General features: G+C 71.7%; 20 protein-coding genes. 11 read left to right on the top strand and 9 right to left on the bottom strand.

Annotated features, from left to right (window positions below; all coding sequences use genetic code 11):
* Positions 1-7: 7 nt before the first annotated feature.
* From ACWGKQ_RS25545 to ACWGKQ_RS25535, 3 genes are all read right to left on the bottom strand, one after another.
* Positions 8-1,723, bottom strand: coding sequence for an ATP-binding cassette domain-containing protein (locus tag ACWGKQ_RS25545; protein WP_453294267.1), 1,716 nt, complete (start codon positions 1,721-1,723; stop codon positions 8-10).
* Positions 1,724-1,846: 123 nt separating this feature from the next.
* Positions 1,847-2,275, bottom strand: a complete 429-nt coding sequence (locus tag ACWGKQ_RS25540) for a hypothetical protein (RefSeq protein WP_453294266.1) — start codon at positions 2,273-2,275, stop codon at positions 1,847-1,849.
* Between the two features lie 62 nt (positions 2,276-2,337).
* A complete protein-coding gene (locus ACWGKQ_RS25535; protein WP_453294265.1) occupies positions 2,338-2,853 on the bottom strand; it encodes a SigE family RNA polymerase sigma factor in 516 nt (171 codons plus the stop codon).
* 195 nt (positions 2,854-3,048) lie between these two features.
* Between ACWGKQ_RS25535 and ACWGKQ_RS25530 the strand changes: the two genes are divergently transcribed.
* Positions 3,049-5,535 (top strand): tetratricopeptide repeat protein, encoded by a 2,487-nt coding sequence (locus ACWGKQ_RS25530; protein ID WP_453294264.1) that lies wholly within the window; start codon positions 3,049-3,051, stop codon positions 5,533-5,535.
* Positions 5,536-5,544: 9 nt separating this feature from the next.
* On the opposite strand, the gene ACWGKQ_RS25525 is transcribed toward ACWGKQ_RS25530, so the two are convergent.
* Genes ACWGKQ_RS25525 through ACWGKQ_RS25515 form a run of 3 tightly spaced genes read right to left on the bottom strand, consistent with a single transcriptional unit; the run spans position 5,545 to position 6,832 of the window.
* A complete protein-coding gene (locus tag ACWGKQ_RS25525; RefSeq protein WP_453294263.1) occupies positions 5,545-5,865 on the bottom strand; it encodes a hypothetical protein in 321 nt (106 codons plus the stop codon).
* Positions 5,829-6,023: a DUF397 domain-containing protein gene (locus ACWGKQ_RS25520; protein WP_453294262.1), complete on the bottom strand. Its 195-nt coding sequence runs from the start codon at positions 6,021-6,023 to the stop codon at positions 5,829-5,831. Before ACWGKQ_RS25520 ends, ACWGKQ_RS25525 begins: the two co-directional genes overlap by 37 nt.
* Entirely contained in the window at positions 6,020-6,832 is an 813-nt protein-coding gene (locus ACWGKQ_RS25515) for a helix-turn-helix domain-containing protein (RefSeq protein ID WP_453294261.1), read from the bottom strand. Before ACWGKQ_RS25515 ends, ACWGKQ_RS25520 begins: the two co-directional genes overlap by 4 nt.
* Positions 6,833-6,945: 113 nt before the next feature.
* On the opposite strand from ACWGKQ_RS25515, the gene ACWGKQ_RS25510 reads away from it, so the two are divergent.
* The 5 genes from ACWGKQ_RS25510 (at position 6,946) to ACWGKQ_RS25490 (ending at position 10,222) form a co-directional block, all read left to right on the top strand.
* Entirely contained in the window at positions 6,946-7,383 is a 438-nt protein-coding gene (locus ACWGKQ_RS25510; protein ID WP_453294260.1) for an ATP-binding protein, read from the top strand.
* 224 nt (positions 7,384-7,607) lie between these two features.
* Positions 7,608-8,405 (top strand): helix-turn-helix domain-containing protein, encoded by a 798-nt coding sequence (locus ACWGKQ_RS25505; protein WP_453294259.1) that lies wholly within the window; start codon positions 7,608-7,610, stop codon positions 8,403-8,405.
* Between the two features lie 36 nt (positions 8,406-8,441).
* The gene (locus ACWGKQ_RS25500) at positions 8,442-8,678 is read left to right on the top strand and encodes a hypothetical protein (RefSeq protein ID WP_453294258.1); all 237 of its coding nucleotides are present in this window, start codon (positions 8,442-8,444) and stop codon (positions 8,676-8,678) included.
* The gene (locus tag ACWGKQ_RS25495) at positions 8,675-8,965 is read left to right on the top strand and encodes a hypothetical protein (protein WP_453294257.1); all 291 of its coding nucleotides are present in this window, start codon (positions 8,675-8,677) and stop codon (positions 8,963-8,965) included. The genes ACWGKQ_RS25500 and ACWGKQ_RS25495 overlap by 4 nt, the downstream gene beginning before the upstream one ends.
* 138 nt (positions 8,966-9,103) lie before the next feature.
* Positions 9,104-10,222 (top strand): ADP-ribosylglycohydrolase family protein, encoded by a 1,119-nt coding sequence (locus tag ACWGKQ_RS25490; protein WP_453294256.1) that lies wholly within the window; start codon positions 9,104-9,106, stop codon positions 10,220-10,222.
* A 94-nt stretch (positions 10,223-10,316) separates the two neighbouring features.
* On the opposite strand, the gene ACWGKQ_RS25485 is transcribed toward ACWGKQ_RS25490, so the two are convergent.
* Positions 10,317-11,885, bottom strand: coding sequence for a sodium:solute symporter family protein (locus tag ACWGKQ_RS25485; RefSeq protein ID WP_453294255.1), 1,569 nt, complete (start codon positions 11,883-11,885; stop codon positions 10,317-10,319).
* Between the two features lie 218 nt (positions 11,886-12,103).
* Positions 12,104-12,892: an SDR family oxidoreductase gene (locus ACWGKQ_RS25480; RefSeq protein WP_453294254.1), complete on the bottom strand. Its 789-nt coding sequence runs from the start codon at positions 12,890-12,892 to the stop codon at positions 12,104-12,106.
* 206 nt (positions 12,893-13,098) lie between these two features.
* Between ACWGKQ_RS25480 and ACWGKQ_RS25475 the strand changes: the two genes are divergently transcribed.
* Genes ACWGKQ_RS25475 through ACWGKQ_RS25455 form a run of 5 tightly spaced genes read left to right on the top strand, consistent with a single transcriptional unit; the run spans position 13,099 to position 18,556 of the window.
* A complete protein-coding gene (locus ACWGKQ_RS25475; protein WP_453294253.1) occupies positions 13,099-13,581 on the top strand; it encodes a DUF1003 domain-containing protein in 483 nt (160 codons plus the stop codon).
* On the top strand, positions 13,578-13,889 hold the full coding sequence (locus tag ACWGKQ_RS25470; RefSeq protein ID WP_453294252.1) for a WhiB family transcriptional regulator: 312 nt from the start codon (positions 13,578-13,580) through the stop codon (positions 13,887-13,889). The genes ACWGKQ_RS25475 and ACWGKQ_RS25470 overlap by 4 nt, the downstream gene beginning before the upstream one ends.
* Positions 13,890-13,914: 25 nt before the next feature.
* On the top strand, positions 13,915-16,608 hold the full coding sequence (locus ACWGKQ_RS25465) for an MGH1-like glycoside hydrolase domain-containing protein (RefSeq protein ID WP_453294251.1): 2,694 nt from the start codon (positions 13,915-13,917) through the stop codon (positions 16,606-16,608).
* The gene (locus ACWGKQ_RS25460; RefSeq protein WP_453294250.1) at positions 16,605-18,125 is read left to right on the top strand and encodes an alpha-amylase; all 1,521 of its coding nucleotides are present in this window, start codon (positions 16,605-16,607) and stop codon (positions 18,123-18,125) included. The genes ACWGKQ_RS25465 and ACWGKQ_RS25460 overlap by 4 nt, the downstream gene beginning before the upstream one ends.
* Complete coding sequence (locus tag ACWGKQ_RS25455; protein ID WP_453294249.1) at positions 18,122-18,556, top strand: hypothetical protein; 435 nt, start codon at positions 18,122-18,124, stop codon at positions 18,554-18,556. Before ACWGKQ_RS25460 ends, ACWGKQ_RS25455 begins: the two co-directional genes overlap by 4 nt.
* Before the next feature lie 3 nt (positions 18,557-18,559).
* On the opposite strand, the gene ACWGKQ_RS25450 is transcribed toward ACWGKQ_RS25455, so the two are convergent.
* Entirely contained in the window at positions 18,560-18,970 is a 411-nt protein-coding gene (locus ACWGKQ_RS25450) for an SsgA family sporulation/cell division regulator (RefSeq protein WP_453294248.1), read from the bottom strand.
* Between the last annotated feature and the right edge of the window lie 199 nt (positions 18,971-19,169).

The following is a 19,169-nucleotide window of genomic DNA, read 5'->3' as shown; positions in this document are numbered from 1 at the left end:
CGGGGGATCAGCGCCCCGCCCGGTCCCGCGCCGCACCGTCCCGGCACTTGCGCACCAGGATCACCCACGTCCAGGCCAGGAACACCACCGCGAAGCCCGCCAGGACCAGCCACCCGCGGCTCGCCGGATGCCCGAACGAGTCCCCGTACGACGCCAGCAGCGGCGGACCGAGCCGCGAGCCCCCCGCCCGCCACAGCGAGTCCAGCCCCACCCCGCTGCCGAGCGCCTCGAACGCCCAGCGGTTGGTCATCGCCCAGCTGATCGCCTTCCCGGCCACCGTCATCCGGGGCACCGGCACGAAGGCGCCCGAGAACAGCACCTGGGGGAAACAGAGCAGCGGCAGCATCAGCGTCGCCTGCCCCGGCTCCGACACCGCCGCCGACGCGAGCAGCCCCAGCGCGAGCGCGGCGGCCGAGGCCAGCACACTGGAGGCGAACAGCGAGCCGTACGTGTCCCAGCCCGCCGCGGGCAGCCGGTCCAGGGCGCGCAGCACGACCAGCAACAACGCGTCCGCGACCGCGAGCACCGGCAGCATGGTCGTCAGCTTCGAGGCGACGTAGGGGCCGATCCGCAGCCCCGCGAGCCACTCCCGGCGCAGGACCGGCAGCTCGGTGCAGATCTGGAGCAGGCCGTACGTCAGCCCGAAGAAGAACGCGCCGAACGCGATCCAGAACATGATCATCGCGGTGGAGCCCGGATCCGGTGCCGCCGGATCGAACGCGCCGGCGCGGAACAGCACCGCGAACATCGCCACGATCATCACCGGCGAGCCGGCCAGGACGGCGACCGAGAGCCGGTTGTGCAGCAGCAGCGCGGTACCGCGCCGGGTCAGCAGCGACCACTGGGCCAGGACACCGACGCGCGCTGCATCGGAAGGCGGCGATACGGCATCAGGCAGGTCGACGTCCTCGGTGGCCACGGCTCGTTCGACGCGCGCGCCGCCCGCCACCGCCTCGTACACCTCCTCCACCGAGCCGACCCCGAAGGCCTCGAACAGGGCCGCCGGTTCGCCCGCGTACGCGACCTCGCCGCCCGCGGAGAGGAACACCACCTGGTCGGCGCGGAGCAGGTCGGCGAGGACGTGTGTGGTCAGTACGACGGTGGTGCCGTCCGCGGCCAGCGTCCGCAGGGTGCGCAGCAGCGCCGCACCCGTGACCGGGTCCAGCCCCGACGTCGGCTCGTCGAGGAACAGCACCCGGGGACGGGTGAGCAACTCGACCGCGATACTTGCCCGTTTGCGTTCGCCGCCGCTCAGCGCGCGCACCGGAGTCTCCGCCCGCTCCGCCAGACCGAGCGTGTCCAGCACCCGGTCGACGGTCTCCAGCACCGTCCGGGCCGCCGTACCCGGAGCCATCCGCAGACCCGCCGCGTACACCAGCGTGCGGCGCAGCGGCAGCTCGCGGTGGATGATGTCCTCCTGCGGAACGAACCCGAAGTCCGGCCCCGGCGGCCCTGGTCGGCGCCCGTCGTGCAGCACCTCCCCCTCGGTCGGCGCGCTCAGCCCCGCCAGCGTCTGCAACAGCACGGTCTTGCCCGCCCCGCTGCTCCCGGCGATGACCGTGAGCCGCCCCGGGAGCACATCGACCGATATGCCGTTGAGTATCCGCCCTCCCCCACGGACCTCCCGGCCCACCCGACGCGCCCGCAGGCGCAGGCCGTTGACGGAGGGGGACGGGGCGGGAGACTCGACGGACGCGCGGGGGCGCGGGGGCGGTGTCGACATGGGGGCAGCATGTCAGGTGAGCCGGCCCGTGGAGGGCACGGGCCGGCCAACTCCGCCGGGCCCGTGCCGACTTCGTCCATCAGGCGCGATCGCCCGATCAGGAACCCGGTTCGACCCGGCGGATCAGCCGGCGCACAGGGTCAGGTTCACCGTGGCGCCGGACTCGACGATCTTCGGGGCGTGCGGGTCCACACCTACCACCGCACCGGGCTTGCAGTTCTCGACGGCCTTCTTGGTGACGGTGCCGAGCTTCGTCTGTGTCTTCAGGAGCACCTCCTTGGCGAGCACCAGGTCCAGACGCGAGAAGTCGATCGGGACGGTCACGCCGTGGTCGTCGAACAGCAGGGTGGTGCTGTCGCTCTTGGCGGCCGTGCTGCTCGCCGCCGAGTGCGAGCCGCCCGCGACCGAGGTGGCCAGAGCGGTTCCCCCACCCGCCATGAGGAGGGCGGCGGCGACGGCGCCGATGCCGACGGCCCGCCTGCGCCGGGTGCGGCGCACGATCCGGGACGCGTCGAAGTCGGGCGCATCGGCGGAGTTCGCGAAACGGTTCATGGCGTTCATCAGTTCCTCTTCGAAAGGTGTGCAGCCGGAAGGCCGTGCGTCGCCGTACGAAGTCATCGGATTCCTTCCGTGTGCTGCCGTGGTGAAGGGGCGGAGAGCGCGGGGAACTGGCTTCTGAGCTTCTCGATCCCCCGGGCGAGCTGGGAGCGCACCGTGCTGGGCGAGATGCCCAGGTCGGCCGCGATCTCGCTGTCCGAGAGGTCGTGGAAGTACCGCAGTACCACCACCGTCCGCATCCGCATGGGCAGTTGCTGCAGCGCGCGCAGCAACTGGTCCCTGCTGTCGACCTGTCCGTACTCGTCGCCGCGGGCGGCCCGGTCGGGGCCGTCCGCCTGCAGAGCCGCACGGCGGAAGCGCCGCCAGCGGTCGTTGGCCAGGTTGACCATGATCCGCCGCACATAGGCCTCCGGGGCGTCCTTGGCGGAGATCGTGCGCCACTTGCGGCAGGCCCGCTCCAGGGTCTCCTGGACCAGATCCTCGGCGGCGTCGCGGTTCCCCGTCAGGACGAGGGCGCCCCGGAACAGCGCGGCCGACCGGGCGGTGACGAAACCGTCGAAGTCCGTCTCCACACGCTCCTCCCTTCCTGTCACCCCTCCTCGACGGAGACACCCCGGGATCTGCTGCACGTACGTGATGAGACCTGAGTCACAGCAGCGAGGGCGAGGCCCGCGTCCCCGCCGACGCCGAGCGGGGCCCGTTCCGGGCGTGATCCTCGCCGGGGCCTCTGCCAGACTTGGCACGGACCGGCTGCGGGGGTGGTGCGGATGGGGTCGACACGGCCGTCGATGCAGGAGCTGATCGGGCGGCGGCGGAGGGCCGGATTCGTCGGGCGGGTCGACGAGCGGGCCGCGTTCCGGCGGAACCTGGAGCTGCCGCCGGAGGACGAGCGGCACCGGTTCCTCTTCCATGTGCACGGGGACGCGGGGGTCGGGAAGACCTTCCTGGTGCGGGAGTTGGAGCAGATCGCCCGGGAGGCCGGCGCGTTGACCGCATACGTCGACGAGGGCGCGGGCAGCGTGCCCGAGGCCATGACGGCGATGGCCCGTCAATTCGCCGCCCAGGGGCGGCGGTTCAAGGAGCTGGAGCGGCTGCTGGCCGTGCACCGGGAGCGGCGGCACGAGGCGGAGGCCGCCCTCGTGATGGGTGATCCGGCGGAGCCGGACGGGCCGTCGGCGGGGAGCCTGGCCGTGGCGCGGGCGGCGCAGGTGGGACTGGGGATGGTGCCGGTGGCCGGGGCCTTCGCCGTCGCCCTGGACGCGGACCGGCTCGCCCAGGGCGCCGACCGGCTCCGGGCCCGGTTCCGCAGCCAGGAGGACGCCCAGCTGGTGCTGTCCCCGGAGCGGGTGCTGACCCCGGTGCTGCTGGGCGAGCTGGCCGGCGCGGCCGACACCGCCCCCTGGATCGTCCTCCTCCTCGACACCTACGAGCGCACCGGCCCGTTCCTCGGCCCCTGGCTGCACGACGTGATGACCACCGACCGGTACGGCACCCTCCCCGCCAACGTCGTCGTGGTCACCTCCGGCCAGCACCCCTTCGACACCGCCCGCTGGGGCGGCTTCGCGGACTTCATGACCGACCTCCCGCTCGGCCCGTTCACGGAGGCGGAGGCGCGGGGGCTGCTCGCGGACAAGGGGGTGCGGGACGAACCGGTGGTCGCGGAGGTGCTCCGTCTCGCGGGCGGCCTTCCGGTGCTCGTCTCCACCCTGGCCGAGTCCGGGGCCGTCGGCCCCGAGGAGGTGGGGGACCCGAGCGCCACGGCCGTCGACCGGTTCCTGAAATGGGAGCGGGACCCCGTGCGCAGAGCGGCCGCGCTGGCGGGCGCCCTGCCCCGGCGGCTCGACGAGGACGCGTTCCGGTCGGTCCTGGACGGCCCCGAGGACCAGGCGGCCGCGCTCTTCGCATGGCTGAGGAGCATGCCGTTCGTCAGCGAGCGCGGCGGACGGCTGCAGTACCACGACGTGGTACGGGCGCCGATGCTCCGGCTCCAGCGACTGCGCTCGCCCCAGGGCTGGGCCCGGCGGCACACCCGGCTCGCCGAGGCGTACGGCAGGCGGCGCGCGGAGGCCGAAGCAGGCCTGAGTCCCGAGGAGTTGTGGGCGGACGAGGAGTGGCGGGAGCTGCGGCTGGGCGAGTCGTACCACCTGCTGTGCGCGAGACCCCGCGCCGCGCTCCCGGCCGTCCTCGCCGACGTCGTCACGGCCTGCGCCCACGGCGACGAGGTCGTACGGCCCTGGGCGCGGCTGCTGGCCGAGGCCGGCCAGGACGCGGACGCCGAGGCCGTACGGACCCGCGGCGGCGAACTCTCCCGGGCGCTCGCCGGCGGCGGCCTCGCCGAACTGATCCGGCTGCTGCTCGGCCGCGCCCGGGGCGACGAGCCGTGGCGGGCGACCGCGTGGGCGCTGCGGGCCGACGCGCTCGCCCGGGACAGCGCGCACGAGCGGGCCCTGGAGGACTACGACCGGGCCCTCGCCCTGGACCCGGATCTGGTGCGGGCCCACCGGGGCCGCGCCGTCACCCGGGGCGGGACGGGCGACTACGAAGGCGCGCTCGCCGACCTCGACCGGGTGCTCGAACTGGAGCCGGACAACCCGTGGAACGTCATCCTGCGCGGCGAGCACCACAGACTCGCCCGCCACCACGACGAGGCGATGGCCGACCTGAGCGAGGGGATCCGACGCGACCCCACCAGCGAGTTCGCCCTGGCCTCCCGCGGCGCCGCGCACGAACGCCACGGTGACCTCGACGCGGCCCTGGCCGACTTCGACCACGCTCTGGAGCTCAAGCCCGACTACGCCTGGGCGTTCGCCCGCCGCGCCCGCGTCTGGCGCGGTCTCGACGACCAGGTCCGCCGCCTCGCCGACCTCGACCACGCCCTGGCCCTGCAACCCGACTGGGCCTGGGGCCGCTGCGAACGCGGCGACGCCCTGCGCGTCACCGGCCGCGACGAGGAGGCCATGGCCGACTACGACCGCGCCCTCGAACTCGACCCCGGTTACGCGTCGGCGTACGCGAGCCGGGGCGCGTCCCTGTCCAACCTGGGCCGCCAGGAGGAGGCCCTCACCGACCTGAACCGCGCCCTCGCGCTGAACCCCGACTACTCGTGGGCGCTGGCGATGCGGGCCCGGGTCCGGCGTCGGCTGGGTGACCTGCCGGGCATGCGCGAGGACCTGTGCCGGGCCGCCGCGATGGATCCCGACGCCGGCTGGCTGCCCCGGGAACTGGCGGAGGCCGACGAGTACGACCGGGCCTGAAGCCCACGCTCAGCCGAGACCGCGATGGGCGGCCCACAACACCCCGGCCCGGTCGGCCGCGGCGGCGACCAGGGCCGCGAGTTCTGGTCGGTCGGGGACCGGGAACGAGACGTAGGCCCCCCGGCCACCGGCGACCGGTCGGCCGTAGGCCTTCACGGCGACGTGACCGTCCGGGAGAAGCCGGATGTTGAGTGTGGTCAGCGTGAACTCTTCATCGCGTCGGGTGTCTGTCCATCGGAGCGCCTGCGGGATCGTGACATTGATCGCCAGAGCACTCACTTCCGGCTCGCCGTTCACGGACGGACGAGGTCCCGCACGAACTCGGCCCATGAGGCGTCCGCGAAGGCGAGCCCGGCCCTGTCCTTGTCCTTGGAGTCGCGGATGTGGACGGTGGTGACGGTCGCGGGGGATATGGCGACCTCGACGCACTCGGGACCGTCGTTGCTGCTGTAGCTGCTCTTGAACCAGTTCAGCGTGGTGGGGGTCATGCCTTTTCTCCCAGCACTTTGTCGATGAAGGCCAGCGACTCCCGGGGCGTGAGAGCCTGCGCCCGGATCATTCCATAGCGCATCTCCAGGATCTGTACCTCCCGGGGATCACTGATCAGGCGGCTGTGCAGCTGAGCCTCCGAGTGGCCGAGTGTCTTGCCGTCCCGGAGTTTCAGCAGCTGGAGCGAGCCGCCCATTCCCGCGTGGTCCTCACGTTCCGTGGGCATCACCTGGATCGCGACATGCCTCAACGTGCCGATGTCCAAAAGGTGTTCGAGCTGTTGCCGTAGCACCATTCTGCCTCCGATGGGCCGCCGCAGTGTCACCTCTTCCAGGACGAAGGTGAGCTCCGGCAGGGGTGCCCGCTCGAAGACGCTCTGTCGCGCAACGCGTGCGGCGACCTGGCGTTCGATCTCGTCCTCCGGGTACGCGGGTCGCCGCATGGCGAACAACGCCCGCGCGTACTCCGGTGTCTGGAGCAGGCCGTGCATGTTGTGGTTGGCGTAGGCGCCGAGTTCGACCGCCTCGCCCTCCAACCGCGCCAGATCCCGAACCTTCTTCGGATACCTGGCCCGCTCCACGTCCTCCTTCATGAACGCGAGCTTCCCGCTCGCCCCCAGCACCTCGTCGGCCTTCTCCAGGAAGTCGGGCTTGGGGATCCGTCGCCCGCGCTCCACGGCCGACACCATCTCCTCGCTGTAGCCGATGGCGGCCCCGAGTTCGCCCTGTCGCATCCCGGCGGCCTCCCGCCACACCTTGATCTGTCGCCCGACCGCCCTGAGTACGGCCTCGGCCTCCTCGTCCTCCACACCCGCCCCTTCCGGCGTACGACCCGTACGACCCCGACCGGCACCCGGACAGTCACGCTCTGTGCCGGGGTCGTCGCTGTTCAGGGTAGGGAGAGGAGGCCACGCTGGGTCACATGAGCCAGAAATCCCTCCCGGAAGTCATCGCCCCGACGCGCCTCTTCACGGTTCAGCTGTCCGCAACTCGAAGAGGTGCTCGACTCGCGAGGCTGCTCACCGAACGCCAACTAGACGAATGGGGAATGCCGTTCGCGGAGACGGCGACGCAGATCGTGGCCGAGCTTGCGTCGAACGCGGTGCTGCACGGACGCGTGGCGGGACGGGACTTCCGGCTCGGGCTGCGGCTGTCGGCCGACCGCACGCTCCGTATCGAGGTGACGGACGCCCGGGGTGACCGCGTCCCGCGCCTCCACGATCCGGTGTCCGGCGATGCGGAATCGGGGCGGGGCCTGCTGATCGTCGGGGCGTACGCCGACCGGTGGGGCGTGGCGGAGGCGCCGGCCGGGTGCAAGGTCGTATGGGCCGAGCTGGCACCGGATCGCGGGAGCCCATGACCCGGCCGTTCCCGACGTCAAAGACCAAAGAACCGGGGAAAGAACCCAACCCGCCCCTACCGTCCCCGGCGATCACCCGCCGGAGTGAATATGCCGAACTCAGCTGGCGTGGAGGGTCAGTTGTGCGGCAGCGTCTGCGGCGACAAGTCCAGACATACTTCGGCCCTCGCCGGGACTGCCATCCCAGTGCGAGGGCCTGATCATCAAGGAAGAGACGCTTCCCCATGACTGCCCAGCAGCCTAGCGCGCCCGCGCCCGCGAAGACCCGGCGTTCCCACTCCGGTGTCACCCATGTGAAGGAACGCCTCGAAGGCAACTTCACCGTGGTCAGCAACGAACTGCTCCAGCACCCGGAGTTGTCCTCCACGGCGAAGGGCATCGGTAGCTACATCCAGTCGCTGCCCGAGGGCTCCCCGGTCGGCATCAAGGCACTCGCCGAGCAGTTGCCCGAGGGCGAGATCAGGATCGCCGCGGCCCTGCGCGAGCTGGAGCGGTACGGGTTCCATCTGCGTACCAAGGAGCGTCTTCCCTCGGGCCAGGTCGTGACCCGGACGTTCTCGTACAACAGGCCGCGCCTGGCGATGGTCGAAGCCGCCCGGGCCCCCGAACCGAAGCCGAAGGCCGCAGTCCTGCCGAGGGCGCCGCAGGCTCCCCGCAAGGCCGCCGACCTGCTCGCGGGGCTTCGTGCCTACGACTCCCGGCTGATTCTCGGCGAGCGGGACGTGCTCCGTCTCGTACCGGCCGTCTCCCAGTGGCTGGAACGTGGCGTGCCGCCCACCGCCGTCGCACGCGTTCTCACGACCGACCTGCCCCAGGACCCGATCAAGCACCCGGCGGCCTTCCTGGCCCACCGCCTCACCAGCCGGTTGCCGCCCCACCTTCCGGCTCCGGCCCCGCGGGACACGTCCGCGCCGGCCCGCCCGGATCCGCTCCAGACGTGCGAAGGCTGCGAGCGGGCCTTCCGGTCGGCCCGTCCCGGCCGCTGCCGCGACTGCCGGGCACGGTCCGAGCGAGCTGCTTGAGCAGCGAGGCCCACTCAAGGAAAGGGACACTTCTCGATGCCCTACACGTTCAGGCCCACGGCCAAGGCGCGCATCTTCGCGGGCCACGACGACCTCGCCCGGTGCCCGGGGCTGTCCCTCATGGCGATGGGCGTCGGCGTCCATCTCAGGATGCTGCCCGAGGGCGCCCCTACGAGCGTCCAGGCGCTGGCGGGGCAGCTCGGAGACAGCGAGTTCGAGATCGCCGCCGCCCTCCAGGAACTGCGAGACCGCGGCTTCCTGCCCAGGGCATGACTGCTGACCCGGCACAATCGCCTGTTCCCCTGCCTGCGCTCACACCTGCGGTTATACGGACAGCGGTCGAACGCCTCGCGCCCCTGCAAGCCTTCGTGGCCTCCTGGGCCGTGTTCGTGGCGATCGAACGGTGCCCGGTGCGTGCCGCGCGCCTGCGCGAGCTCGAACGTATCGTGGATGCCGGGGAGCAGGATCCGACCGAGGCCATTGAAGAGATCTGTGTGATCCGAGCCGAGGCCGAGGCGGAGGCCGGGCCGTGTACGGCTGACCCCTTTCTCCCTGTCTGACCTGGCCGAAACCCGGTCACGCGGGAGCACACAACCCACACTTCGCATACCTAACTGCCCCCTGAACGGACCGTTCCCGGTCGATTACAGTGCTGTGCGCTCGTATGTACGGACGGTGCCCGTGAGGAGGTCATGGTGGTGAGTGCGACGTTGGGTGCCGTCTGGGGCCGTGTCGAGCAGCAGGACTTCCGGAGCCGGGTGCGGGGGACTCTCCTCGGGTCCGCCGTGGGGGACGCGCTCGGCGGGCCCGTCGACGGGCTGACCCTGGAGGAGATCCGGGCGGCCTACGGGCCCGAAGGGCTGGTCGATCTCGGGTTCGGGTACGGGCGGCGCGGGACCGTGACGCACCACACGCAGCTCACCCTCTTCACCGTGGACGGCTTGATAAGAGCCCAGGTGCGGCGGGACACGGGGGCCTGGCATCCGCCCACCGACCTGCATCGGGCCTATCTGCGGTGGGCCGCCACCCAGCGGGACTGGGGTCCGGACGAGCGGCGGGAGGAGGACGGGTGGCTGGCCCGGGAGGAGTGGCTGTACGCGCGGCGGGAGCCGACGCGGGCGCTGCTGCTCGGGCTCGGGGACGACAGGATGGGCACGCTGGAGTCGCCGAAGAATCCCGATGACATGGGGCCGGAGGCCGTCGCCAGGTCCGCGCCGTTCGGGCTGCTCGTCGGCTGGGAGCCGCAGCTCGTCGTACAGCTGGCCGTGGAGTGCGCGGCGCAGACGCACGGGCATCCGACCGCCTGCCTGTCGGCGGGCGCGTACGCGGTGATCGTGCACGCCCTGGCCCGCGGGGACTCGCTGGACGGGGCCGTCCAGCGGGCGCTGGCCCTGCTCGCCGCCCGGCCGGGGCACCGGCCCGTGTCGGACGCGTTGCAGCACGCGCTCGGCGCCGTACGGCAGGGGATGCCCTCCCCGGCCCGGGTCGAGGAGCTGACGGGTGACGGAGCGGCGGACGGGATGCTGGCCGCCGCCGTCTACTGCGCGCTCGTCGGAGAAGACGTACGGCACGGGCTGTGCCTCGCCGTCAACCAGGCCGGCCCGTCCGCCGTCGCCGGCGCCCTCACCGGCGGCCTCCTCGGCGCCCTGCACGGCGAGACGGCCCTCCCCCCGGCCTGGGTGGCCGAACTGGAGGGCCGCCCCACGATCCTGGAACTCTCCGACGACTTCGCGATGGAGATGACCCAGGGCCCGGCCCTGCACAACCCGGCGGGCGCGGCACCGGGGTGGCTGGCCCGGTACCCGAGAGGCGCCTGAGCAACAGCGCCCCGAAAGGGGCGCGGGGAACCGCGCGCTCAGCCCCCACCGGCCGGCTGCCGGCCCACGGCGCGCGCCCCTCCTTGCTTCCCTACTACGCCGGCACCCCTTCCCCGGCTCCCGCACCCGCTCCGGCCCCGGCAGGCACCGCCGCCGTCGCCCCGTCGCCGTCCGTGTTCACGGTCTCGATGACGGCCAGGCGTTCCGGGGTGTCCTCCGGCTTCAGGTAGCCGATGAGGATGTAGAGGACGAGGGAGACGGCCAGCGGGACCGAGACCTGGTACTGGAGCGGGACGCCGCCGTCCACGTTCCAGTTGATGGGGTAGTTGACCAGCCAGAAGGCCAGCAGGCCGGCTGCCCAGCTGGTGAGTGCCGCGGTGGGGCCCGAGCGGCGGAACGGGCGGAGCAGGCCCAGCATCATCGGGATGGCGATCGGGCCCATCAGGCCGGCCACCCACTTGATGACCACGGTGATGATGTCCTTGAAGGTGGGGGAGTTGATCTGGGTGGCCACCGTCATGGACAGGCCGAGGAAGACGACCGTGGTGACGCGGGCCGCGATCAGGCCCGAGCGCTGGTCCCAGGCCCGGGCCCGCTGCGACAGGACCGGGGCCACGTCACGGGTGAAGACGGCCGCGATCGCGTTGGCGTCGGAGGAGCACATCGCCATCGTGTGGGAGAAGAAGCCGACGACGACCAGGCCCAGCAGACCGTGCGGGAGGAGCTGTTCGGTCATCAGGCCGTAGGAGTCGGAGCCGTCCGGCTTCTGGGCGTGGACCAGGAGCGGCGACATCCACATGGGGAAGAAGAGGACCACCGGCCAGACCAGCCAGAGGGCGGCGGACAGGCGGGCGCTGCGCTCGGCCTCCTTCGGGCTGCCCGTCGCCATGTAGCGCTGGGCCTGGTTGAGCATGCCGCCGTTGTACTCGAAGAGCTTGATGAAGAGGAAGGCCAGGAGGAAGACCGTTCCGTAGGGGCCGACCAGTGGTTTGCCGTGGCCGTGCAGGGCCGGCTGGTCCCAGGCGTCGAAGAAGCCGATGCCCTTGTCGTTCAGCTTCAGCACGACGGCGACGAACATCGAGACGCCGGCCAGGAGCTGGATGACGAACTGGCCGAGCTCGGTGAGCGCGTCCGCCCACAGGCCGCCGATCGTGCAGTAGACCGCCGTGATCGCGCCGGTGATGAAGATGCCCTGGTTCAGGGAGACCCCGGTGAACACCGACAGCAGGGTGGCGATCGCCGCCCACTTCGCGGCCACGTCCACGATCTTCAGCAGCATGCCGGACCAGGCCAGCGCCTGCTGGGTGGAGAGGTTGTAGCGGTTCTTCAGGTACTCCAGCGGGGACGCCACGTGCAGCCGGGAGCGCAGGCGGTTGATGCGCGGGGCGAAGAGTTTCGAGCCGATCGCGATGCCGAGCGCGATCGGGAAGGACCAGGTGACGAACGAGGTCACGCCGTAGGTGTAGGCGATGCCCGCGTACCCGGTGAACATCACCGCGCTGTAGCCCGACATGTGGTGCGAGATGCCGGACAGCCACCAGGGCATCTTGCCGCCCGCGGTGAAGAAGTCGCTGACGTTGTCCACGCGTTTGTGCGACCACACACCGATCGCGACCATCACACCGAAGTAGCCGATGAGCACGGCCCAGTCGAGCCCGTTCATGCGCCCCCCTTCCAGGGTCCGCCTACTGAACTCCGCTCAGCTGGCTGGCACTTCGCATAAGCGGAGCGGGGACGGGGAAGGCCGCGAAGTGCCCGCTCATCGTGGGTTCCGTTACGCGGGCACGACAAGCGGGCGTAAGGTCAAGTGAAAGTAAAATCGTTCGTCTTCCTGACCTTAGTTCACAAGTATGAACAACTCGAAGGTCGTGGGGCAGCTCCTCAGTGCATCAGTTCACCCGCGTTGACCAGCAGCGACTGGCCCGTGATGGCCCGCGCCCGGTCCGACGCCAGGAACACCGCCGCGTCCGCCACGTCCCCGTCCGTCGCCAGCTCCGGCAGCGCCATCCGCCCGGTCAGCCGGCCCAGCACCTCGTCCTCCGGCACCCCTTCCGTGTGCGCGGTGAACTGGACGTAGGCCTGCACCGGCGGCCCCCACATCCAGCCCGGCAGCACCGTGTTGACCCGGATCCGGTGCGGTCCCAGCTCGCGCGCCAGCGAGTACATCGCGCTGGTCAGCGCACCCTTGGACGCGGCGTAGGCGGCCTGCCTCACCTGTGAGGGCGCGGCGACCGCCGACTGGGTGCCGATGAACACCACCGATCCGCCGCCCGCCGCCTTCAGTGCCGGCAGGCACGCCCGGGTCATCCGCAGCGTCCCCAGCAGGTTCACGTCGATCACCGAGGCCCAGGTCGCGAAGTCGGCGTCCTCGACTCCGCCGAAGTAGGAGTCCCAGGCGGCGACATGGACCACCGCGTCGATCCCGCCGAACCGCTCCCGGGCCGCTTCCGCCAGCGCCTCGCACTGGGCCTCGTCGGTGATGTCGGTGGCCAGGTACGCGGTCCGGGTGCCCTCCGGATCGATGCCGGCCGCGCTCTTCGCGAGGTTCGCCTCGGTCCGTGCGCCGAGCACGGCGTTCCCGCCGTCCCGTACGACGGCCGCCGCGACCTGGTGCCCGAGCCCGGCGCCGACTCCGGACACCACGACCGTCTTGCCTGTCAGCAGTGACATCGCGAACCATCTCCCGGATGTGATGGAGTTTCTGACGGAGCGTCAGGGTATGGGCGGGCGCCGGAAAGGGGAACCGCGCGGGCGCGGGCGGGGTCGGTGCCGTCGTCGGGTGCGGTCTTCGACGCAGTCGATTGACCCATGGAGGGCGGCCGCCCCGCCCGTACGCTGGCGGGCGTCTGTCGCGACCAGCGGATCAAGGAGTGGCCATGGCCCCCGGACTCAACGGGCTGGACATACGTCTTCCGAACGAGCAGGCCGTTCTGGCGCGGATGCGCGGGACCCAGGACCGGATCGCGGACGCGATCACCGCCTTCTCCGGGACCATGACGTTCGTCTACCTCCACGCGGCGTGGTTCACGGTGTGGATCGCCTTCAACGAGGGGCTGTTCGGCCGCGCCGCGGTCTGGGACCCGTACCCCTTCGGACTGCTCACCATGATCGTCAGCCTGGAGGCGATCTTTCTCTCCACCTTCGTGATGGTGAGCCAGAACCGCCAGGCGATCCGCGAGAAGGTCCGCGCCGACCTGGACTTCGAGACCAATGTCCGCTCCGAGGTGTGGTCGGCCCACATCGGACACGCCCTCGGGATCGACGCCCGGCAGGTCGAACAGGAAGTGCAGGCCTTCCTCGCACAGAACCAGGCGCGGCTGAACGGAGTGAAGGCGGACGGGACCGCGGAAGCGTCATGATCCAGCGACACCGCCCGCTCCTCGCCTACTGGGACTGGCAGCAGCACGCCCGCTGCCGGGGCATGGACAGCTCCGTCTTCTTCTCCCCGCCCGGCGAGCGCGGCGCCGAGAAGCGGGCGCGGGAGAAGCAGGCCCGGGCCGTCTGCGTGCGGTGCCCGGTGATCGAGGCCTGTGCCTGGACCGCGCTGCGCGGCCCCGAACCGTACGGCGTCTGGGGCGGCCTGTCCGAGCAGGACCGGGACCGGCTCCGGCGGTCCCGGTCCCGTGGAGCCGTTGCGGCCGAGTCCGGGACGCCGGAGTCTGAGTGAAGGTACTGCGCGGGGAGGACGTGTCATGACGGAGAGCAGTGACAGGGCGGACGCCGAGCGGCTGCGGCTGGCGGACGCCGACGCGGGCCGGACCGCGTGGCGGCGCTGGGGGCCGTACCTGAGCGAGCGGCAGTGGGGCACGGTCCGCGAGGACTACAGCCCCGGCGGCGACGCCTGGTCGTACTTCACCCACGACCAGGCCCGGTCCCGGGCCTACCGCTGGGGCGAGGACGGCATCGCGGGGGTCAGCGACGACAAGCAGCGGCTGTGCTTCGCGCTCGCCCTGTGGAACGGCCGCGACCCGATCCTCAAGGAGCGGATGTTCGGCCTGACCAACGCCGAGGGCAACCACGGCGAGGACGTCAAGGAGTACTACTTCCACCTCGACTCCACGCCCACCCACTCGTACATGAAGTACCTCTACAAGTACCCGCAGGCGGCCTATCCGTACGACGACCTCGTGCGCGTCAACCGGGACCGGGGGCGCCACGACCCCGAGTACGAGCTCCTCGACACCGGGGTCTTCGACGAGGACCGCTACTTCGACGTCTTCGTCGAGTACGCCAAGGCCGGCCCCGAGGACCTGCTGATCGAGATCACCGCACACAACCGGGGCCCCGACGAGGCCGCCCTCCACCTGCTGCCGACGCTCTGGTTCCGGCACACCTGGTCCTGGGCGGGCGGCACGGCCGTGCCCGCCCTGCGGCAGGCGGACGGCGCGATCCGCGCCGATCACGAGGAACTCGGCCCGCGCTGGCTGTACTTCGAGGGCTTCGGGGGCGGGCCGCAGGCCCTGTTCACCGAGAACGACACGAACAACGAGCGGATCTTCGACAGCCCGAACGCCACCCCGTACGTCAAGGACGGCATCGACCGGTACGTCGTCCACGGCGAGACCGGCGCCGTCAACCCGGCGCGGACCGGCACCAAGGCCGCCGTCCACCACGTGCTCACCGTGCCCGCGGGCGGCAGCGTCACCGTGCGGCTGCGTCTGACCGGCACCGAACTCGCCGACCCCTGGGGCGAGTTCCAGCAGGTGTTCGACGCGCGGCGGACCGAGGCGGACGTGTTCTTCGAGGGCGTCGTCCCCGACGGCCTGGGCGAGGACGAACGGCGCACGGTGCGGCAGGCCCTCGCCGGGATGCTGTGGAGCAAGCAGTACTACTACCTCGACGTCGAGCGCTGGCTCACCGAGCACGGCGCCGATCCGCTCGCCGCCGACCCGCGCATCCGCAACAGCTCCTGGTACCACATGGTCAACGACGCGGTCATCTCGATGCCGGACACCTGGGAGTACCCCTGGTTCGCGGCCTGGGACCTCGCCTTCCACACCATCGCCCTGTCCATGGTCGACATCGGCTTCGCCAAGGACCAGCTGGACCTGCTGCTGCGCCGCCTGTACCTGCACCCCAACGGCCAGATCCCGGCGTACGAATGGAACTTCGGCGACGTCAACCCGCCCGTGCACGCCTGGGCCGTCCTCTTCGTCTACGAACTGGAGAAGCGCCGCACGGGCAGCGGGGACCGCGTCTTCCTGGAGAGCGCCTTCCAGAAGCTGTCGAAGAACTTCACCTGGTGGCTCAACCGCAAGGACATCGACGGCAACAACGTCTTCCAGGGCGGCTTCCTGGGACTGGACAACATCGGTGTCTTCGACCGCAGCGCCCCGCTGCCCACCGGCGGCCACCTCGACCAGGCCGACGGCACCGCGTGGATGGCGCTCTACTGCCAGAACCTCCTCGAGATCGCCATCGAACTGGCCGGCGGCAACCAGGTCTACGTCGAGCACGCGCAGACCCTGTTCGAGCACTTCGCCTGGATCGCCGTGGCCATGAACCGCATCGGCAACGACAACCAGAGCCTGTGGGACGAGGAGGACGGCTTCTTCTACGACGTCCTGCGCCTGCCCGACGGCGGCGCGACCCGGCTGAAGGTCCGCTCCCTGGTCGGGCTGATCCCGCTGGCCGCGACCAGCGTGATCGGCGGCTGGACGGACCGGCGCTTCCCGGAACTGGTGCGGGGAGCACAGGAGTTCGTCCGCAGTCACCCGGCTGTCGAAACCCTGGTCTCGTCCCACATCCTCGGGTCGGGCCCGGCGGGGTGCCACCTGTTCGCGCTGTTCGACGACGACCGGCTGCGGCGCATCCTGTCCCGCATGCTCGACGAGGAGGAGTTCCTCGGCCCGTACGGCATCCGTTCGCTCTCCCGGTACCACGCCGACCACCCGTACACCTTCGACGTGCACGGCGAGACCTACGGCGTCGGCTACCTGCCCGGCGAGTCCGACACGGGCATGTTCGGCGGCAACTCCAACTGGCGCGGCCCGGTGTGGTTCCCGGTCAACATCCTGCTCGTCCGCGCCCTGCTGAACCTGCACGCCCACCACGGCGACGACTTCACCGTGGAGTGCCCGACCGGCTCCGGGCGGATGCTGAACCTCTACGAGGTCGCGCGCGAGATCTCCGGCCGGCTCACCTCGACCTTCCTGGGCGACGCGGACGGCCACCGCCCGGTGCACGGGGCCCGGCCCGAGTTCGCCAAGGACCCGCACTGGAAGGACCTGATCCTGTTCTACGAGTACTTCCACGGCGACACCGGCGCCGGCCTGGGCGCCTCCCACCAGACCGGCTGGAGCGGCCTGGCCGCGGTCACCGCCACCCTGTTCCATGTCGTCGGCGCGGGAGACTGGGGCGCCCTGCGGGAGGAGCCGCTGTCATGACGGTGATCTACGAGATCAACACCCTGGTGTGGCTGGGGGAGTTGAGCGGGCGGTACGGGCGCCGGGTCACCCTCGGGGACGTGCCCGGCGAGGTCTGGGACGAGGTCGCCCGGCCGGGCATCGACACCGTCTGGCTGATGGGCGTCTGGGAGCGCAGCCCGGCCGGGCTGGCGATCGCCCTGGCGGACGAGGGCCTGCTCGCCTCCTTCCGCGCCGCGCTGCCCGACCTGGCCCCGGCGGACATCGCCGGATCCCCGTACTGCGTGCGGAACTACGTCGTCGACGCGGGCCTCGGCGGTCCGGAGGGGCTGGCCGCGGCCCGGGCCGAACTCGCCGCGCGCGGACTCCGCCTGATCCTCGACTACGTCCCCAACCACGTGGCCCCCGACCACCCCTGGCTCACCGAGCGCCCGGACTGCCTGGTCCGGGGCACACCGGACGACCTGGCCCGCGATCCCGGGGCCTTCCTGGCGGCGGGCGGGCAGGTGTACGCGCGCGGCCGCGACCCGTACTTCCCGCCGTGGCCGGACGTGGTCCAGCTGAACGCCTTCAGCGAGCGGCTCCGCACGGCGACCGTCGACACGCTGGTCTCGATCGGCGACCAGGCGGACGGCGTGCGCTGCGACATGGCGATGCTGCTCATGAACGACGTGTTCGCCAAGACCTGGGGCGACCTGGCGGGAGCGGCCCCCGCGGCGGACTTCTGGCCGTACGTCGTCCCCCGCGTGCGCGAGCGCCATCCCGGCCTCCTGTTCGTCGCGGAGGCGTACTGGGACCTCGAATGGGCGCTCCAGCAGCAGGGCTTCGACCACTGCTACGACAAACGGCTCTACGACCGCCTGGTCCACCAGGACGCCGGATCCGTCAGCGCCCACCTCGGCGCCGGCCTCGACTACCAGCGCGGGCTCGTCCGCTTCCTGGAGAACCACGACGAACCCCGGGCCGCCGCCACCCTGCCGGGCGACAAGGAGCGGGCGGCGGCCGTGGCCGTCGCCACCCTGCCCGGCGCGACGCTGTGGCACGAGGGCCAGTTCGAAGGGCGCCGGGTGCGGCCGCCGGTGTTCCTGTCGCGGCGGCCCGAGGAACCGGCCGACGAGTCCCTGCGCGACTTCTACGGCCGCCTGCTGGCCGCCGTGGCACCCGCCCGCGAGGGCGACTGGCAGCAGCTGGCCGCTACGGGCTGGCCGGACAACGACACCCACCTCGACCTGCTCGCCTGGTCCTGGACCGCGGGCCGGGAACGGTACCTCGTCGTGGTCAACTACTCCGGCCGGCCCGCCCAGGGGCGGGTCCCGCTGCCCTGGGCCGACCTTGCCGGGCAGCCGTGCGAACTGACCGACCTGCTGGCCGGGAACACCTTCGAACGGGACGGCGGCGAACTGGCCGGCCCGGGCCTGTTCGTCGACCTCGGCGCCTGGCACTGGCACCTGCTCGCGGTCGGCCGGCCGGCGGCCGGGACAGGGCAGTCGTCCGACGGAAGCCCGGCCGGTTTTGGCCGCCTAGCTTCGGAGGCATGAGAAGAACGGAACGAAGGACCTCTCCGGTGACCGTGGCGGTCAGGTCCGGTGACCTCCGGTTCGCCTGCGACATCTCCACCGCCCTGCGGGCCCGGCCCCGGGTGCGCCTGCTGCGTCCGGGGCAGGAGACACGGGCGCAGGCGCTGCTGGTCCTGGCCACGGAACTCGACGAGGAGGCGCTGGCGTTCATGCGCGGCGCCGGCGGGGACCAGGGGCGGCCGCGCGTCGTACTGGTGGCCCGGTACGTGCGGCGCGACCGGCTGCTGCGGGCGGTCCGGTACGGCCTGGTCGACGTGCTGCCCCGGCGCGCCGGGCTCGACCACATCGAACTCGCCCTGCTGCGGTCCCGCGAGGGGCGGCCGCGGCTGTCCGAGTCCGCCCTCGCCGAGGGCCTGGACCTGCGCCACCGGGTCCAGGCCGTCGGCGGGTGACCGTCAGCGGTCCCCTTGTGCCAGCACGTGCGCGAAGGCCTCGTCCCAGTCCATCGAGAGGCCTTCGGTGCCGGAGGGAACCGCTCTGAGCGTCTCTTCGAGCCAGGCGCGCAGCGGGCCGGTACGGCATTCGAGGAGCGCCGCGCAGGTCCGTCCCTGGAGGAAGATCCAGAGGCCGTCCCCGTCATGGCGCGGGCAGGCCGGCCAGACGTGCACGTCGCCGTCACCGGCCGGCTGCCCGAGGCCCCTGACGAGCAGGTCGCGCGAGAGCACCCAGGCGACGGCGCCGCCGTTGCCGGTGAGGAAGTCGACGCGCACCTCCAGGGGCCGGGCCGGGTCGTAGTGGAACCGGGCCTCGACCGGCAGCGCCTCGTGCAGGGACACGTGCCGCCACATCCGCAGGGCGAGATCCATGTGCTTCCCTTTCTGGGCCCCCGTCAGACGACCGGGTTCCGGAGGCTCCGCCGCTGGTGGACGACGATGTAGCCGAGGATCGCGTAACCGAACAGGTGGCCCGCGGAGCGGGCGAGCCGGTGGCGCGGTGCCTCATGGAACGAGTGGTGGCGGGATGGTGCGCGGGGGGCCGCCTTCGTGCCGGCGACCACCGCGAGCG

Source organism: Streptomyces sp. NPDC054770 (assembly GCF_053611985.1).
Note: the sequence above shows the minus strand (reverse complement) of the source record. Positions and strands in the feature narration are given on the sequence as shown.

Bases quoted from the DNA above. Each gene is read 5' to 3' on its own strand.
- ACWGKQ_RS25545 (WP_453294267.1), bottom strand. From the start codon at position 1,723: ATGTCGACACCGCCCCCGCGCCCCCGCGCGTCCGTCGAGTCTCCCGCC.
- ACWGKQ_RS25540 (WP_453294266.1), bottom strand. From the start codon at position 2,275: ATGAACCGTTTCGCGAACTCCGCCGATGCGCCCGACTTCGACGCGTCC.
- ACWGKQ_RS25530 (WP_453294264.1), top strand. From the start codon at position 3,049: ATGGGGTCGACACGGCCGTCGATGCAGGAGCTGATCGGGCGGCGGCGG.
- ACWGKQ_RS25525 (WP_453294263.1), bottom strand. From the start codon at position 5,865: ATGGGCCGAGTTCGTGCGGGACCTCGTCCGTCCGTGAACGGCGAGCCG.
- ACWGKQ_RS25520 (WP_453294262.1), bottom strand. From the start codon at position 6,023: ATGACCCCCACCACGCTGAACTGGTTCAAGAGCAGCTACAGCAGCAAC.
- ACWGKQ_RS25510 (WP_453294260.1), top strand. From the start codon at position 6,946: ATGAGCCAGAAATCCCTCCCGGAAGTCATCGCCCCGACGCGCCTCTTC.
- ACWGKQ_RS25505 (WP_453294259.1), top strand. From the start codon at position 7,608: ATGACTGCCCAGCAGCCTAGCGCGCCCGCGCCCGCGAAGACCCGGCGT.
- ACWGKQ_RS25500 (WP_453294258.1), top strand. From the start codon at position 8,442: ATGCCCTACACGTTCAGGCCCACGGCCAAGGCGCGCATCTTCGCGGGC.
- ACWGKQ_RS25495 (WP_453294257.1), top strand. From the start codon at position 8,675: ATGACTGCTGACCCGGCACAATCGCCTGTTCCCCTGCCTGCGCTCACA.
- ACWGKQ_RS25485 (WP_453294255.1), bottom strand. From the start codon at position 11,885: ATGAACGGGCTCGACTGGGCCGTGCTCATCGGCTACTTCGGTGTGATG.
- ACWGKQ_RS25480 (WP_453294254.1), bottom strand. From the start codon at position 12,892: ATGTCACTGCTGACAGGCAAGACGGTCGTGGTGTCCGGAGTCGGCGCC.
- ACWGKQ_RS25475 (WP_453294253.1), top strand. From the start codon at position 13,099: ATGGCCCCCGGACTCAACGGGCTGGACATACGTCTTCCGAACGAGCAG.
- ACWGKQ_RS25470 (WP_453294252.1), top strand. From the start codon at position 13,578: ATGATCCAGCGACACCGCCCGCTCCTCGCCTACTGGGACTGGCAGCAG.
- ACWGKQ_RS25465 (WP_453294251.1), top strand. From the start codon at position 13,915: ATGACGGAGAGCAGTGACAGGGCGGACGCCGAGCGGCTGCGGCTGGCG.
- ACWGKQ_RS25460 (WP_453294250.1), top strand. From the start codon at position 16,605: ATGACGGTGATCTACGAGATCAACACCCTGGTGTGGCTGGGGGAGTTG.
- ACWGKQ_RS25455 (WP_453294249.1), top strand. From the start codon at position 18,122: ATGAGAAGAACGGAACGAAGGACCTCTCCGGTGACCGTGGCGGTCAGG.
- ACWGKQ_RS25450 (WP_453294248.1), bottom strand. From the start codon at position 18,970: ATGGATCTCGCCCTGCGGATGTGGCGGCACGTGTCCCTGCACGAGGCG.